The sequence below is a fragment of the Lactobacillus sp. UMNPBX16 genome (genome assembly GCF_002553775.1).
GTDB lineage: Bacteria > Bacillota > Bacilli > Lactobacillales > Lactobacillaceae > Lactobacillus > Lactobacillus crispatus.
In genome coordinates, this window is record NZ_PCYU01000007.1 from 24,471 (window position 1) to 40,275 (window position 15,805).

The window sequence follows — 15,805 nt, forward strand, 5'->3', positions numbered from 1 at the left end:
GGTTAAACTTCCTTAAAATTAAAACTTAACTTGAGGCACATTCTTTTCTTCACTAGGAGTTTCTAAGTAGTTAATCTTAGTAAAGTGGTGCCACTTGGCAACAATATTTGATGGGAAAGTAAGCAACTTTTGATCATATGTTGCTACAGTTGAATTATAAAGTTGACGAGAGTAAGCGATCTTGTTTTCAGTGTTAGTCAATTCTTCTTGCAATTTTAAGAAGTTTTGATTAGCTTTCAAGTCTGGGTAGGCTTCAGCCAAAGCAAAAATTGACTTCAGAGAATCAGTAATTTGGTTAGAAAGCTTCATCGCTTCTTCATGGTTACCTTGAGGCACATTAACCAATTGATTACGTAATTTGACTACTTCCTCAAAAGTTGATTTTTCATGCTTGGCATAGCCCTTGGTGGTTTCAACCAAGTTAGGAATTAAGTCATTCCGACGCTTAAGTTGAACGTCAATTTGACTCCAAGCCTCTTCGGCGTAGACTTTTGCTCTTTGCAAACCGTTATAAGTTACGATATAAATAGCCACGATTAAAACAATAATGGCGATAATGATCCAAATTAATGGTGACATAGTTTTTTCCTCCATAAATATTTATTTAATTTTATCGTTTTCGAATTTCTTGGGCAATGAAAAAGAATGCCAAAGCGACATTCTTAACAAAAAATATTAAATTCTGAAGATTAATAGTAATAATCCGACTGCAGTCAAAATAATCAAACCAGCAAACTGCATAATGGTCCATTGAATGAAAAATTTCTTCTTGCTTACGCTGCCGTGTTGATTGAAAGTCTTAAGAACTAACATGTTGGCCATTGAGCCAATGGCTGAACCAAAACCACCAATGTTTGACCCCAAGAATAATGCTTGAGCATAAGTAGTAAATTTACCAACTAAAATGGTTGATGGTACGTTACTCATTACCTGACTGGAGATAATTGAAGCGAAGTAAGTTGAAATTTCGGAATAAACAGTACCATGGATTAGATTTACAATAACAGGGATTTGTTGGATATCGCTGATGAAGATGAAGAAACCAGTAAAGGTAAGAAGTAAGGCGTAGTCAATTTTAAGCATAATCCGAGGATTAATTGCGAGGGCTAATGCGATTGATGCCAACATTGGCCAAATAATATCAATGGTTCTGAAAACACCAAAGAAGAAGAAAATAAAGACAGCAGTAGTTATCAGTGTCGGACGCCAACTGATTTTGATAGGCTCAGTTTTTTGGACAGGAATTTCTTCTTTAGGAATAAATAGAAAGACTAACCCCATGATTAACATTGAAACTACTAAATAAGGCACAGACCATTCAAAAAACTTTAGTGGACCAACGTTAAAACGGCTGACCAAGAAAATATTGTGCGGATTGCCCCAAGGCGTAAACGCTGCTCCGATGTTTGCGCCCATTCCGATTAAGGTAACAGGTAAAATCTGCGGCAATTTATAACGTTTAGCAATATTTAAATACAATGGGATCAAGGTTAATGCAGTAATGTCATTACCTAAAAACATCCCTGAAATAACAGCCAACAACGAAAACAGCGTGTTCAGCTTACGTGTGTTGTCGGCAATGCTTGTAAGCTTGTATGCCAAAACGTCCAGAACGTGCAAGTATGCATAGATCTGGATAATCGTTAACATCGCGGCAACGGACCATAATGTATGGAAATTAATATCCGCAAACCGCAGTCTGGCAAAAAAAAGACTGACTACTGTAATGATCACAGTAATCTGTAAAATTCTATCTTTAGCAATATTCTTTAAGACGGTCATAAAAGGTCCCCCTTACGTATTACAATCGTCTAAAAACCCTATGTACCATTTTGAGCCTTTTTGTGATTGCATGCAATGATAAATTTTAAAAATATCAAGATTAGCGGCATTTTCGAGCATATTTTTAGTTAGTTGGAACTAGTCGTGCTATATTTAAATAAGTAAATTAATCAAATTTAGATTGAAAAGAGGAAACAAAATGACAGAGAATGCAATTTCAATCAATATTAAACCAGATGCTGCAGAAATGATTAAAAGCAAGATGGATGCAGATCACCAAATTGTCATCTTGGCTTTAGATGATGGTTCAACCAAGTATTCTAAAAAAGGCGGCACTTGTACTATTGGCGACAGCTTCCAGTTTGTAATCCTTGCTGAAAAAGATCCTAAGTATAATATTTCAATCGAAAATAATGCTGGTCTTGACTTGTATACTGCTCAGCCGGAAACAACTTTCTTTGAACCAGGTCTAGTGGTAAATGCGCGCAACTCAACTTTGAGTTTATCTTCAGACAGCGGCATTATTGATGGTGGGATGACCGTTACCCAATATGAACCTGAAGCAATTACTGCTGATGATCTAAAAAACGGCGGTCAATGTTAAAAAATAAAATTAATCATAGGGACGAGGGAATGACCTCGTCCTTTTTTAGTATAGAATTAAGAAAGTAATTTCAATGCAAGGGGGGAAGAACAATGACTTTTGTCAAAGAAATAAAAGCAGGTAGTCGTGAATTTTGCCAAAATTGGCTGCGGTATCTGCTACTTTTTATGGGATTAAGTTTATTTAATCAATTTATTGTTATTCCATTTTTTCGCTATATTACAACCTTTGTTTTGCAGGCTAGTGCTATTCCGTTCGTATCTTATCAAAATGTAGTGATGATCATTACGACGCATACGGTTGCCTTTTTAATTTTGATAATTGAGTTGCTGCTTTTATTAGTAGTCTTGTATGCGCAATTAGCTTATTTACTTCATGGCGTTTGGGATATTAAGCATCAAGTTTTTACGTGGAAAAATAGTTTTATTCAAACTTGGCAAAATATCAAAAAAATTCGTTTGGGCACGCTTTTTATTTTGATGCTCTATTTTTTATTGGTAGTACCGTTAGCCGATGTCATCTTTAGAACACCACTTTTAAGCAAAGTGCAGATTTCAGAATTTATCTTGGATTATCTGACGAGAACGCCAATCTTGTTAGCCGTTTTGATTGCGTTTTATTTAGCCGCTTTGATCCTTGGTGCAAGGCTAGTATTTGCTTTACCCATCATCGTTTTTGACCACTTAAAGTCGGCGCAAGCAGTAAAAAGAAGTTGGCGATTAACGGCGCACTACCGTTGGCGGACGATTTGCTGGAGGATTATTGTTTTAGCCGTTTTATCTGCAGCAGTCATGACAATTTTCTATTTAGCAATGTATTGCCTGCAGCTATTAGTTGATTTATTACCTGGGAAATGTCCGTTAATTTTAGCCATTGTCAATCTTTCGCTTGTTCAAATTATTAGTGAAGTAGCGTTAGTCTATGTTAGTGTACTGGGCTTATCTATTATTTTGAAAGCTTTAAGGCAAGAAAAGATAAGTCAAACAGGTAAAACTAAAAAAATAATTCTAAGTACATTAGTTGTGTTTGTACTAGTAATGATTGATGCAATATCCACCAATTATTTATATTTGACTAGTGTAAATGCTAAAGCGCCAGTAATTATTTCTCATCGCGGCGTTGATGATAAAAATGGCGTACAAAACACGTTACAGTCATTAAGAAAAACGGCTAAAGAAAAGCCGGACTACGTTGAAATTGATGTTCATGAAACTAAGGATAAAAAATATATCGTAATTCATGATGAGAATTTATTGAAGCTAACGGGAGTTAATAAAGCCCCGAATGATTTAACTTTACGGCAATTAGAAAAGTTAACTGCCAAAGAAGACGGCTATCATGCTAAGTTAGTTAGCTTTGATCAATATCTTGAGGAAGCCAAAAGACTGCATCAAAAATTGCTAATTGAAATTAAAACGACGGCTAAAGATTCGAAGAAAATGCTGCAGCGCTTTAATCAAAAATATGGCAAAACGATTCTCAAAAATACGTATCAAGTACAATCACTCGACTATCGCGTGGTTGAAGGACTGCACTTAATTAATCCACGTTTGGTTGTCTTTTACATTCAACCTTATAATTTTACTTATCCGCAAAGTGTTGCTAGTGGATATTCAATGGAATATTCTACCTTGAATTCAGACTTTATTTGGCAAGCCCATTTGCAGGATCGTCCTGTTTATGCCTGGACAGTTAATGACGAAAAATTAATGAAGAAGATGATGTATCAACAAGTTGATGGCTTAATTACTGATCGAGTTGATTTAGCTAAAAAGGCAATTAAAAGTTTCCAAAAGGATGCTAGTTATGCTACGCGAATCTTAAATTATATTGTTGTCCTGCATCTGCCGAAAAATTTTGAATCTGCATGAAGACTTGATCTGAAGGGCTGAACATGGTAAACTATACTAGATTTTCGAAAATCTGAAAGGAAGTATAGCATATGCGTAAAGGTGAAAATTACAACACTGGTTGTGAACCAAACCAAAGACCTAAGAACAAGAGAAACGCAAAGAAGCGTGTTGCTCACGTAGCAGCAGTTGTTGCTTTCTTGAACAAGGCCGCAAAAGACGAAAACAAGTAGTCTTTAATAATATTGAAATAAAAGCTAGGAGCTGACGCTTCTAGCTTTTTTTGTGCTTACTGAAAAAATTAATTTAGCACATGGACATAAAAAGATTTTTGAATATAATTTAACTTAGGTTTTTATAGATAATATATAGGATATAGATAGTTAGATATATGAATAAGAATAATAAATACAATATTTTGATCTATTTAGATCTCGTTGCAGCAATACTTTTCCAGTAATTGCTGTTTTTCAAGTGGAAGAATATTCGGCAAATATCGTCAATGGCTTATTTTTGATTCTAATTTTAGCTATTATGACGGGATTATTGTTGCCTAATATAATGGTTAGCTGGCTGATAATTTTATTAACGACGATTGCAGCGGGCTTTTTAGTGCTGGGATATGTTGTAATTCCTACAGAAGCAAAGTGGTTTTTAGTGGTAGCTTTTCCGATAGAGGCAGGGCTTTTAACGGTGTTGCGCTATTATGTCCTAGATTGGCGTTTTATTAGTAAAAATCGGCAAGATATTCGCAATTACCTTAAACGCTACAATGGCACTCTAAAAATGCATACATGTTACACTGCTAATAAAATTTATTCAAAAGTAATTAGTAATATTAAAGAACGGCCACAATTACATTTATGGATGCATGTATCAATGTTGCGTTGGGCTAACCACGAACAGTTTGCTCAACTTCATCCAGAAGAGCACGCGCAGTATTTAGAAAAATTAGCTGATATCTTAAAAAAGAGAAGATTAGCAGCTGAGGAACTCTTTTATTTAGGAGATGCCACTTTTTTTATTATTTCGCCTGAATTAAGAGATGACATTATCAAGCAGATTAATCAGGAGACAATTGCGGAATTAAAAAAAGTGCAAGATGATCTTCCCGGAGGCTTGAAATGGACGAGTCAGCGAATTGATGAAACAAACGTGGATCGTTTTACAGATCCAAATGTGATTGTAAAACATTTGGACCGCGAATTGGAAACTGACTTAATTGTTGAATATTTAAAGGCTGAAGCAAATGACTAATTGGTTTTATTTCTTAGCTTTAAGCATTTCAGGCATCTTTTTACTTGCTTTCATAGTTATGTTTATTTGTGCGTTTGTCATTTACTTTAATGTTGAAAATACGGTAATCAATAAAAAAGGAAAAAAGACGAAAAATGAGTGAAGCATTACAAATTTTAACGTTAATCTCGATTTGGCTTTCTTTGTTGATGTCTCTAGTTACCTTAAGTGGTGCAGTTTTCTTTTGGTTAAAGCACAGCAAGCTCTTAGTTAAAATCACGCCACTTAAGCGTTACCCAAAAGTTACGTTAGTTGTACCAGCTCATAATGAAGAATTAGTTATTAGTAAAACTACGCAGGCAATTTTAAATTTGAATTATCCGGCTGATAAGTTACAAATTTTAATCTATGCTGATAATTGTACTGATGATACTGCTAAAATTGCCCGGGAAATAATCAAGCAATATCCTGAACGGGAAATCAATGTTCAAGTAATTGAACGAACAGGTAGTGGTGGCAAAGCTGGTGTATTAAATGATGCTTTGAAGATTGCCCAAGGAGAATACCTTGGTGTATATGATGCAGATGCCATGCCAGAAGAAAATGCTTTGTATTTTTTAATTAAAAAGATTTTGGAAAATCCGGTGAGATATAAGGCTGCTTTTGGGCGCAATAAGACGAGAAATGCGCGGCAGAATTTTTTAACTAAGTGTATCAATCAGGAAATTGTTGTTACCCAGCGAATTCAACACTGCGGTATCTGGCAATTATTTAAGATTGGTCGTATTCCAGGGACTAACTTTATTATTAATACTGATTATGTCAGATCAATTGGCGGCTGGCGCAATGGCGCTTTGACCGAAGATACTGATATTTCTTTTAAAATTATGGGCTCAGGTAGTTTGATTGCCTTAGCCTATAATTCTGAAGCCTTCCAGCAAGAACCAGAACGCTTAAAAGATTATTATTTCCAACGCTTGCGTTGGGCTAAAGGTAACTATGAAGTGGTGATCAATAATTTTTGCCATCTTTTTGATAAAAGCAACTGGCGGGTTAAATTAGAGACTGTCTATTATTCCTGCACTTTTTTCTGGTTTAATTTGGCGATTGTTTTATCAGATCTGATCTTTTTTTCTAATTTGATTGCCTTAATCGTCCATCTTTGGAATCCTGCAGTAGTAATACCATTTACAATTTCGCGGAGTAATATTTTATTAGCTCAAATTCTGCTCTTTAATTGGCTATTGATGGTTTTGCTTTATATTTTGCAAATTAACCTAGCTATGACTACGCAATATGGGCAGGCAACTGACGAACAGATTTGGCTAGCCTTAGCATCATATTTTACTTATTCGCAATTGTTCATCATTGTATCAATTCATGCGGTTACTTCAGTAATGCTAGATCGCGTTTTTCATCGTGATAGTACTAAATGGGTTAAGACTAAGAGATTTGCGGATTAGGTGATGAGATGAAAAAAAGATGGATGCTACTAGGATTTTTACTCGTAACGATTGCATTTACCGGTATTATGATCTATATCAGAGCAGATAATAATTCAGCGGTGCGTAATTTTTTTCTACATTCTTGGCATAAAAATTATGTAGTTGAAGAAAAGAATCTTGCCTATATTAATACCACGCCTAAGCAGGAACAAGTGACGGTTTTATCTGAAGGCCAAGGATATGGGATGTTTATTGCGGCGCATGATCCAGCAGTTAAAGAAAGCAACTTTGCTAAGCTAGTGCAGTATTATTTAAAACACCGGGATCGTAATACGCAATTGATGGCTTGGCGGCAAACAAAGAAAAATGGAAAATGGAGCAGTGAACGCAATAGCGCTACTGATGGGGACTTATTTATTGCTAAAGCTTTGTTTTTAGCGGCTAAAAGATGGAAAAACCCAGCATATCAGCGGCAAGGGCAAAAATTAATTGCCGATATTTTGCGTTATGAATATAATCCGACAACGCACGCTTTAACGGTGGGCAATTGGGCCGATTCTAAGTCGAAGTATTATAATTTAATGCGGACTTCAGATGTATTGCCGACAATGTTTGATCAATTTTATCGTGAAAGCAATGATTCGCGGTGGCTCTTAATTAAAAAAACAATGCTAAAGCGGCTCAATCAGTTGAGTCACCAGCATAAGAGTGGCCTAGTTCCAGACTTTGCCTGGCTGACATCAAAAGATGCTAAGCTAGTTAAAGGAAGGGTTACCACTGATCGATATGATGGTGATTATTATGCCAATGCTTGCCGGGTGCCAATGGATTTAGCATTTAGTAAGGATAAATTAGCAAAGAATACTGTACATCGCTTGCTTAAATTTTTTAGCAAGCAAAATACAATTACAGCAGGCTATACTTTAAAAGGCAAGCCAGTCAATAATTATCAATCAGCTAGCTTTAGCGCGCCAATTTATATTGCGGTGAATGAAAATCGCAATCAAGGCTATGATAATTTGTTTGCTTCGCAGCAATATATTTTTGCTAAAAAATTACCTAAAAATAATTACTATGATGCAGCACTAACGACGATGGCAACGATACTGACACCGGCGCATAGATTTTAAGAGGCAAAGGCCTCTTTTTATTTGCATTGAAAATCAATCTTTGATAACATAGTAAAAATTTTAAGGAAAATGAGGAGGACAAAAAATGGGATTAAATGCATACATTCAAGGTTTTAACAGTTTAGAGTCAATCGATCGTGCACCAGGTTACTTCAAGTACCACCACCACTCAGTAGCTGATCACTGTTTCAGAACAGCTGAACTCGCACAAATGATGGGTGATATCGAAGAAGTTCACGGTAATAAGAAGATCAATTGGAAGGCTTTATATGAAAAGAGCTTGAATCACGATTATACTGAACGTTTCATCGGTGATATTAAGACACCTGTTAAATACGCTACTCCTCAACTTAGAAAGATGATTGGTGACGTTGAAGAAACAATGACCACTAAGTTCATTAAGGATGAGATTCCAGAAGAATTTCAAGAAATTTATACTAAACGTCTCTCAGAAGGCAAAGATGATACTTTAGAGGGTAAAATTTTATCAATCTGTGATAAATTAGATTTGTTATATGAAGCTTATGGAGAAATCGAATTAGGTAATCCTAACCCGGTTTATATGCAAATGTTCAAGGAAAGTCTTGAAACGATCAAGAAGTTCGACGATTTAGTTTGCGTACAATACTTTATTAAGAAAATTTTGCCAGATCTTTTTAAAGGTGATTTCGCGGGAAAGGATAAGATGCAACGAATAGCTTTTAGCATTCTATTGTTAGGGGATGATTAGGTGAAATTTCAATGTAGTTCATGCGGGCTGCGCATGGACTCTTTGCATTTTAAGCAAGAGGGGTTAATGAATCCTAAGTTGACCAGTATTTGCGACATTTGCATCACGCGCAACCTGAATCCGGAGGATTACGCAAATGATGCGGTCGCAACTTTTGCTCAAAGCTTGCTTTACACGTTTGTCGGTGCAAAGAAACAAGATCAATCAGGTTTTATTGTGAAAAATAAAAAGGACCGTAAAAAATACGAGGCCTTTTTACAAGATTATGATGGCAATGAAATCGCCCGCCAACAGATTAAAAGGTCTGATTTGAATTTGGCGGTAATTAAAAGCGAAGATGGCAAGCTTAATTATGTGCCTAACCAAGGCGTAACTTTTGAGCAAAATTTAAAGGGAATGGGTTTGGAGATCAATTTCCAGTTAAACGAAGTTAATTTTATTGATCGTGAACGCATTCGGGCCAAGTATAAATACCGCTGCCAATATTGCGGCAGACGTGGCCACAGCGTAGATCATAAGGATCCTGTTTCTCTTAGTCACAACAACAGCTTAGATAATTTAACTTTAGCTTGTGCGGAATGCAACCGAATTAAGTCGGATATGCCTTATAAGTTGTTTATTCAACTGAATGATCAAATTTCTGAGATCAATAAAAAGCTAGTTAAGTATGAAGATGCGCTGGGTACTTTGAGAGAAGAATTTGAGCATCGTCGGCGCTATTTAGCGGCTCAAGTACACCTTAAGGGTGTGATCAATGATTCTGAGCTAAATGCGATTAGAAAGCAAAATAAGCAGCTGCAAGACGCAATTGATAGCTTGGAGAGTGACTATGATAATTTGCGTCAAACGCGCAAGACTTATTTTGATACCGGCTGGAAATTAGCTCGGATTAAGGCTAAGAAAGATATTGTTTAAAAATCAAAAGTCCGCTGTTCATTTCTGAATAGCGGGCTTATTTTGATAATTATCTAATTCTGTCTTCTGGATCAAACAAATACTTGTTCCACTTATTATCTGCGTCAACTGTTGGGTGGAATAATAAGAAGGCTAAAAGCAAATCTCCCACGTAAGGAACAATGCCTAACCACCACCAGCCACCGTTAAAGCCTGCATCGTGCAAGCGGCGAACAGTGTGTCCTAATTGAGCTAAAAATGACCAAATAAGGATAACCAGTAAAAGTATTAAAAAGCATAAAAAGAAAATACCGATTGCTTGCGGCATTTGATGCCAGCCAGGAATAATCGTGAAAAAAGCAGAAAAAGCATAGATGAAAAGAGTGCCGATTCCTAAAGTAACTTGATTAATTGCTGTTCCTACCCAGAATGATGTTCTAGTTGATCTAGCATTCCACTTGAAGCAATCAAAGAAGTGTTCTTTTAGAATTTGACCAATAGTTGGCACAGGAACTGTTTCTTTATGGCCGGCAGGGTAGTCTTGATTACTAAAGAAATATTTGCCCCACTTAACTTGGCGTTGAACAGATGGCTGCAATTCAAGATAAAATAAAAACATTGCGCCATAACCAGTGAAGGCAGCCCAGTACCAATAGCCGCTGTAGCCAACATCGTGCAAACGTCGGATCGTTTGTCCTAATGCAGCTAAAAATAGCCACAGATAAACAACAGCCGCAACAATACCATCGACTATTCTAATGCCGGGGTTGATGTTTTGGTTAAAAGCATAGAAGCCAAGAAGGATGCATAAGATGCCGATAACAAGATTAATCAAAGTGCTCCACCAGAAAGATTTACGCGTAGTTCTTGCTTTCCAGTTGAAGGGATGCAAATAAGCCTCGTTCAAAATTTGCGCAAAACTTTCTGCAGGCGGCAGTGGCAGACTTTCGTCATAAGGCTTGATAAAATAATATACTCTATCATTCATTTTACTTCCTCCAAAAATTAATTTGTTATAAATTATACGCTAAAAAAGCCGTGAAGCAATTAAACTTCGCGGCTTTTTTGATATTAAAATTCATTATTTCTAAAATTGCTCAAGAACTTTTGCGTCTTTTCGTTCTTAGGATGATCAAATATTTCTTCAGGTGAACCTTGCTCAGTAATCACGCCATCACTGATGAACAATACTCGGTCAGAAATACTCTTAGCAAAGCCCATTTCGTGGGTAACAATCACCATTGTTAAACCAGTCGTAGCGAGCTTTTGCATAACTTCTAGTACTTCACCAACCATTTCCGGGTCAAGCGCACTAGTAGGCTCATCAAAGAGTAACACTTCTGGATTCATTGAAATCGCACGGGCAATAGCAACACGCTGTTGTTGACCACCAGATAATTGTTGTGGTTTAGCCTTGATAAATGGATCCATACCAACCTTTTTAAGGTTCTCCATAGCAATCTTACGTGCTTCGTCTTTTGAACGCTTGAGGACCAATTCTTGGCCGATCATGCAGTTTTCCAAAACATTCTTGTTTTCGAATAAGTCGAATTGCTGGAATACCATGCCGACCTTGGATCTAAAGGTATTACGGTTGTAACCAGGTGCCAAAATGTTTTCACCGTGGAAATCGATCTCGCCACCAGTAGGTTCTTCGAGCAAGTTGATGCAGCGAAGGGTAGTAGACTTACCACCACCGGAAGGACCAATGATGGTCACGATCTCGCCTTTGTTGATATCGAAAGAAATGTCCTTCAATACCTTGTGAGCCCCATAGGACTTTTGCATATGCTTTAAACTTAAAATTACTTCGTTTGATTCAGTCATTAATTGTTTGCCTCCGCATCTTTTGGAGTACCAACTTGAACTTGGTTAGCCATCAAGTTGTAGTTCTTGTTACCTTCGAGTCTCTTTTCAATGAAGTTGAAGATTCTAGTAATAGTAAAGGTCAAAATCAAGTAGATTGCTGAAATCATTAAGTAAGTTGGGAAGAACTTGAATGATTGACTGGCAATAGTTGTACCAACAAAGAACAATTCAGAAACTGAGATAATACTCAATACTGAAGTATCCTTGATGTTAACGATAAATTCGTTAGTGATTGATGGTAAACAGTTTCTAATTGCTTGAGGCAAGATGATATGCCACATTCTTTGGTTGTGGGTCATACCAAGTGCACTAGCTGCTTCGAATTGACCTTCTGGAGTTGAAATAATACCACCACGGATAACCTCAGCTAAGTAAGCACCAGTGTTAATTGACACAATAATCAAAGCAGCTACAGTTCTATTTAAATTCAAGTGCCAGAATTGGGCAATACCATAGTAGATTACGGCTGCTTGAACCATCATTGGTGTACCACGGAAGATTTCTACATAAACAGATAATAACCACTTAACTACGTTCAAAGTCCAACGCTTGCCGCGAGTAGTTGGAGTAGGAATGGTACGAATAATTCCTACAAGCAAGCCGATAAAGAAACCAACAATGGTACCAACTAAAGCTAAAAGCAAGGTCATGCCAATACCTGACATAATCATGCCACCATATTGCTTCCAAGTAGTAACTAGCCAGTTTTCTTTCTTAGTTTCGTTACCAGCCTTAGGTTGTTCCTTGATGGCTTGTGACATTAATTGATCACGCTTTTTATTAGAAATAGTTCTTAAAGTAGCGTTAACTTCATTTAAAAGCTTGGTATTACCCTTTTTAACCCCGATACTAGTTACGGAATCGTCATGGTCAACTTTGAAGCCAGCCATTTTGTTTAAGTTAACTGCAATAATGTTAGGGTTAACGTTGTGGTAACTTTCAAATTCAATATCTTCAGCAACATAACCATCAATGGTGCCAGAAGCTAAACTTTGACGCATGGCTGAAAAGTCACGCATAGCTGGTTCTCTTTTAGCACCTTTTAATTGCTTGATTAAATCGTAGTGCAAAGTTCCTTGTTGTGCGGTTAACTTGGCACCTTTGAAATCAGTCAACTTCTTAGCATTAGAATATTTACTTGCCTTATTAGTAATTACGACGAAAGTACTTTTACGATAAGGTTCTGAGAAATTAATTGCCTTGCGTCTTTCGGCAGTAGGAGACATACCAGCAATAATTAAGTCAATTTTACCTGAAGTTAAAGCTGGTAAAAGGCCATCCCATTGAGTCTTTTCTACGATTACTTTTTTGTGTAGTCGTTTACCGATGATCTTGGCAATTTGAACATCATAACCATTAGCATAGGAGTTAGAACCATCAATTGGAACAGCTCCATTAGCTTTGGTTGGCTGAGTCCAGTTGTATGGAGGATAGTTTGCCTCCATACCTATCTTTAACGTGCCAGAATCTTTCTTAGCAGCTTGAGTCTGATTGCTACTAAGGGAAAAACCGATAAATAAACTGAGTAGGACAGACATTATTACAGCCATCCATCTAAATCTTGACTTCAATTATAAAACCTCCAAAAATAGTTTTAACATAAAGCCAACACAATAAAGAGTAAACAAAAACCTCGCTCTTCCAAAGAATTGCGAGGGTCATAATCATCAGTGTTTAAACCAAATCTTATAGCGCTCCCTGGGGACTAACCAGGACAGTCTATAGAATATTCTTCTATAGCCCAACAGATTAACACGCGAATATTAAATCTATTTCGGCGGCAACCCTAAGTTAACTATCATTGTTTTCGCGAACTCAAACTTAACTTGTGATTGTCGCAACCTCTATTGCATTGGAAAAATATTTAACTAATGAAGAATACTAGAAGAAAAAGTTAAATTTGTCAAGCCCAACCATTATTAGTTTCATAATTTATCTTTTTCATATCAGAAACATAAGGATTTCCTGCTACATAAAAACGTAATTTCTTGTTAGCCCAAACGGGATCAGATTGATTGATACCAACACGCACTGCAGCAATTATTTCCTGGGGAATTTTTTTATGATGATCATCAAGATCAATGGCGAAAGGGGAGTCTGATAAAAAGTGCAAATTCCAATTTTTATCATGAATACCAAAAGCTTGCATCATTTTTGCGGGACCATTAGTCAAAAGAACGCCATCTTTACCATGACGGTTCTTGATCATGGTCTCAATTCCTAAAGTGGGATCGATTGCACGGATTAAAACACCCTGTGGTTCATTCTGAACCCTAGTGGCAACATCAAAGAAGAAATATTGACGTTGCGCGTAGATATAGATCGTTCCGCCTTTGCCGTAAAGTCCTTCATTCGCTGGGCTACGACGACCGCCATAAGAATGTGCAGCGCGATCCTTTTTACCCATATATGCTTCTGCTTCCACGATATAGCCGCCTAATTTTTCTTGACCATTATCAAAAGTAAGCATTCGCCCAATTAGGTCTTTTGCAATATAATCGGTAGTGTTAGTAGAAAAATAAGTTGAATAATTCATTTTTGACCTTTCTAGAAAAGAGATAAAAAATAATGACAGAAATTAAATTAGTTCGAATTTATGACCATGAGCAACCTGCTGGTTATCGGATTTTAGTTGACCGTTTATGGCCACGGGGAATGAGCAAAGTTAAGGCCGATTTAGCTGAATGGGATAAACAAATTGGCCCTAGTAAGGAATTGCGTCAGTGGTTTAATCATGAAGATGAAAAATTCCCTGAATTTAAGCAAAAGTATATTGAAGAACTTAATCATAATGATTATACAGCGGAATTTTTGCAAGATGTAAAGAAGCATTTGGCTAAAGAAGATGTTCTTTTCTTATTTGGTGCCAAAAATAAAGAGCACAACCAAGCAGTTGTACTCAAAGAATATGTATTAAATACGCTAAACAGTTAAATATGTTTGTGACCGTGTTTTTTAACTTTCCAAAAGTGGAAGAGAATTGTCAAAATTAAGATCGCAAAGACAATAATTGCAAAAACGGTGTTTGGCAACTCAAATCTCAATGGTGGCAGAGCTAGCAGCAATTTTAAAGCGATGATTCCTATCAATAAGTAAGCCATTGGCTGCAATTCTGGAATAATATCCATTAATTTAATGATAATTTCGGCAACTCCTCTCATACAGAGAATACCGATCATGCCACCGATTAAAACAACAACGGGGTTATCAGACACGGCTAAAGCAGCTAAAACAGAATCAATTGAAAAGACGATATCCATTGATTCAATTGAAATAACCGTACGCCAGAAAAGAGATAGTACATGTCTCTTTTTCTTTTTGCCTTTGTGGTGAGCTGCTTCGCGCTCTTCTTTTTCTTTCTCATGTTCGGCAGCTTGTTTAGGGTGGCGTTGATCATAGAAGAATTTAAAGGCTAGGTAAAAAAGATAAATACTACCAGCTAATTTAATCTCCCAAAAGTTGATCAGATAAGTCCCGATTCCGATAACAATAAAGCGGAATAAATAAGCACCCCACAAGCCATAAACCAAGGACTTGCGTTGTTCAGCTTTATTAGGTAGCACCTGTGTCTGTGCGGCCAAAACGACAGCATTGTCGACTGATAACAAGCATTCCATCAAAATTAAAGTCAGAATGATCATCCAGTCTTTGCCACTGGTTAGGACATGTAACCAGTTATTGCCGTCAAAAAAGGGTGCATATAGTTTAAGAATTGACATGTAACTGCTTCTTTTCTAATTTAATTAATCTGATTTTTTCTTTTTGTCCCAGACGATAAGTCCCAACTTTATTGTTGGATAAAATAACTCTTTGGTCAGGAATAAAAATCAAAACAGGGTTTAATGCTACGGCGTGTGCAACTGAGCGAGAAGATGTGGCTTCGGCTAGTGAATTGGCGACGTCACCATAAGTTAACGTCACACCATAAGGAATATGTTGGACAACGGCTAATACCTTTCGTTGAAATTCAGTGCCGAATTCCGAAATATCAATAGGAACATCAAAATTCTTTCTGATACCAGCAAAATATTCCTTTAATTGGTTGATATAAGGTGCCATCTTTTTAGGGTCCCGCACCAACATGCGGTGAGGGTAGAAGCTAAAAATAGGTGAAACAGTTTCATCTCCTTTAAGTCCGACGTAAGTTAGGCCGGCTTCTGAAGCTGTTAAAAAGTAGGTCCATGGCTCAATTGTAACGTAATCATAGTAAAAAAACTCTGTCATGTGTAACACCTTTATTAAAAATAATTAGTCTAAGAATAACA

Annotated in this window: 17 protein-coding genes and 1 riboswitch; of the genes, 9 read left to right on the plus strand and 8 right to left on the minus strand. The window is 36.8% G+C overall.

Annotated elements, in window-relative coordinates; translation table 11 throughout:
- Window positions 1-18: 18 nt before the first annotated feature.
- Entirely contained in the window at window positions 19-579 is a 561-nt protein-coding gene (locus CP367_RS01460) for a LemA family protein (RefSeq protein ID WP_061204357.1), read from the minus strand.
- A gap of 96 nt (window positions 580-675) precedes the next feature.
- On the minus strand, window positions 676-1,782 hold the full coding sequence (locus CP367_RS01465; RefSeq protein ID WP_089145634.1) for an SLC13 family permease: 1,107 nt from the start codon (window positions 1,780-1,782) through the stop codon (window positions 676-678).
- A 199-nt stretch (window positions 1,783-1,981) separates the two neighbouring features.
- Between CP367_RS01465 and CP367_RS01470 the strand changes: the two genes are divergently transcribed.
- The 8 genes from CP367_RS01470 to CP367_RS01510 all read left to right on the plus strand — a co-directional run bounded on the left by CP367_RS01470 (window position 1,982) and on the right by CP367_RS01510 (window position 9,692).
- The gene (locus CP367_RS01470; RefSeq protein ID WP_005727488.1) at window positions 1,982-2,386 is read left to right on the plus strand and encodes an iron-sulfur cluster biosynthesis family protein; all 405 of its coding nucleotides are present in this window, start codon (window positions 1,982-1,984) and stop codon (window positions 2,384-2,386) included.
- 92 nt (window positions 2,387-2,478) lie between these two features.
- Window positions 2,479-4,257, plus strand: a complete 1,779-nt coding sequence (locus tag CP367_RS01475; protein WP_089145633.1) for a glycerophosphoryl diester phosphodiesterase membrane domain-containing protein — start codon at window positions 2,479-2,481, stop codon at window positions 4,255-4,257.
- Between the two features lie 71 nt (window positions 4,258-4,328).
- A complete protein-coding gene (locus CP367_RS01480; RefSeq protein WP_003548644.1) occupies window positions 4,329-4,469 on the plus strand; it encodes a hypothetical protein in 141 nt (46 codons plus the stop codon).
- Window positions 4,470-4,710: 241 nt separating this feature from the next.
- On the plus strand, window positions 4,711-5,493 hold the full coding sequence (locus tag CP367_RS01485; RefSeq protein WP_143441225.1) for a hypothetical protein: 783 nt from the start codon (window positions 4,711-4,713) through the stop codon (window positions 5,491-5,493).
- 134 nt (window positions 5,494-5,627) lie between these two features.
- Window positions 5,628-6,935, plus strand: coding sequence for a glycosyltransferase (locus CP367_RS01495; protein ID WP_089145631.1), 1,308 nt, complete (start codon window positions 5,628-5,630; stop codon window positions 6,933-6,935).
- 8 nt (window positions 6,936-6,943) lie between these two features.
- Window positions 6,944-8,047, plus strand: a complete 1,104-nt coding sequence (locus CP367_RS01500; RefSeq protein WP_089145630.1) for a glycosyl hydrolase family 8 — start codon at window positions 6,944-6,946, stop codon at window positions 8,045-8,047.
- Between the two features lie 85 nt (window positions 8,048-8,132).
- Complete coding sequence (locus CP367_RS01505; protein ID WP_013436958.1) at window positions 8,133-8,777, plus strand: YfbR-like 5'-deoxynucleotidase; 645 nt, start codon at window positions 8,133-8,135, stop codon at window positions 8,775-8,777.
- A complete protein-coding gene (locus CP367_RS01510; RefSeq protein ID WP_080668502.1) occupies window positions 8,778-9,692 on the plus strand; it encodes an HNH endonuclease in 915 nt (304 codons plus the stop codon).
- Between the two features lie 49 nt (window positions 9,693-9,741).
- Here the strand turns inward: CP367_RS01510 and CP367_RS01515 are convergent, their stop codons facing one another.
- The 4 genes from CP367_RS01515 to CP367_RS01530 form a co-directional block, all read right to left on the minus strand.
- Entirely contained in the window at window positions 9,742-10,659 is a 918-nt protein-coding gene (locus tag CP367_RS01515) for a DUF805 domain-containing protein (RefSeq protein ID WP_089142968.1), read from the minus strand.
- An 83-nt stretch (window positions 10,660-10,742) separates the two neighbouring features.
- On the minus strand, window positions 10,743-11,498 hold the full coding sequence (locus CP367_RS01520; protein WP_089145629.1) for an amino acid ABC transporter ATP-binding protein: 756 nt from the start codon (window positions 11,496-11,498) through the stop codon (window positions 10,743-10,745).
- Window positions 11,498-13,111: an ABC transporter substrate-binding protein/permease gene (locus tag CP367_RS01525; RefSeq protein WP_005720493.1), complete on the minus strand. Its 1,614-nt coding sequence runs from the start codon at window positions 13,109-13,111 to the stop codon at window positions 11,498-11,500. The genes CP367_RS01520 and CP367_RS01525 overlap by 1 nt, the downstream gene beginning before the upstream one ends.
- A 110-nt stretch (window positions 13,112-13,221) precedes the next feature.
- A riboswitch (Lysine riboswitch) is annotated at window positions 13,222-13,395 on the minus strand.
- Between the two features lie 48 nt (window positions 13,396-13,443).
- On the minus strand, window positions 13,444-14,076 hold the full coding sequence (locus CP367_RS01530; RefSeq protein WP_089145628.1) for a DNA-3-methyladenine glycosylase: 633 nt from the start codon (window positions 14,074-14,076) through the stop codon (window positions 13,444-13,446).
- Between the two features lie 32 nt (window positions 14,077-14,108).
- Between CP367_RS01530 and CP367_RS01535 the strand changes: the two genes are divergently transcribed.
- The gene (locus CP367_RS01535) at window positions 14,109-14,474 is read left to right on the plus strand and encodes a DUF488 domain-containing protein (RefSeq protein ID WP_013085662.1); all 366 of its coding nucleotides are present in this window, start codon (window positions 14,109-14,111) and stop codon (window positions 14,472-14,474) included.
- Here the strand turns inward: CP367_RS01535 and CP367_RS01540 are convergent.
- Both CP367_RS01540 and CP367_RS01545 read right to left on the minus strand, forming a co-directional pair.
- Window positions 14,471-15,259 carry a TerC family protein gene (locus CP367_RS01540; protein ID WP_013085663.1) on the minus strand — a complete coding sequence of 263 codons (789 nt, stop codon included), beginning with the start codon at window positions 15,257-15,259 and terminating at the stop codon, window positions 14,471-14,473. The genes CP367_RS01535 and CP367_RS01540 overlap by 4 nt on opposite strands.
- On the minus strand, window positions 15,246-15,764 hold the full coding sequence (locus tag CP367_RS01545) for a methylated-DNA--[protein]-cysteine S-methyltransferase (protein ID WP_089142971.1): 519 nt from the start codon (window positions 15,762-15,764) through the stop codon (window positions 15,246-15,248). Before CP367_RS01545 ends, CP367_RS01540 begins: the two co-directional genes overlap by 14 nt.
- Between the last annotated feature and the right edge of the window lie 41 nt (window positions 15,765-15,805).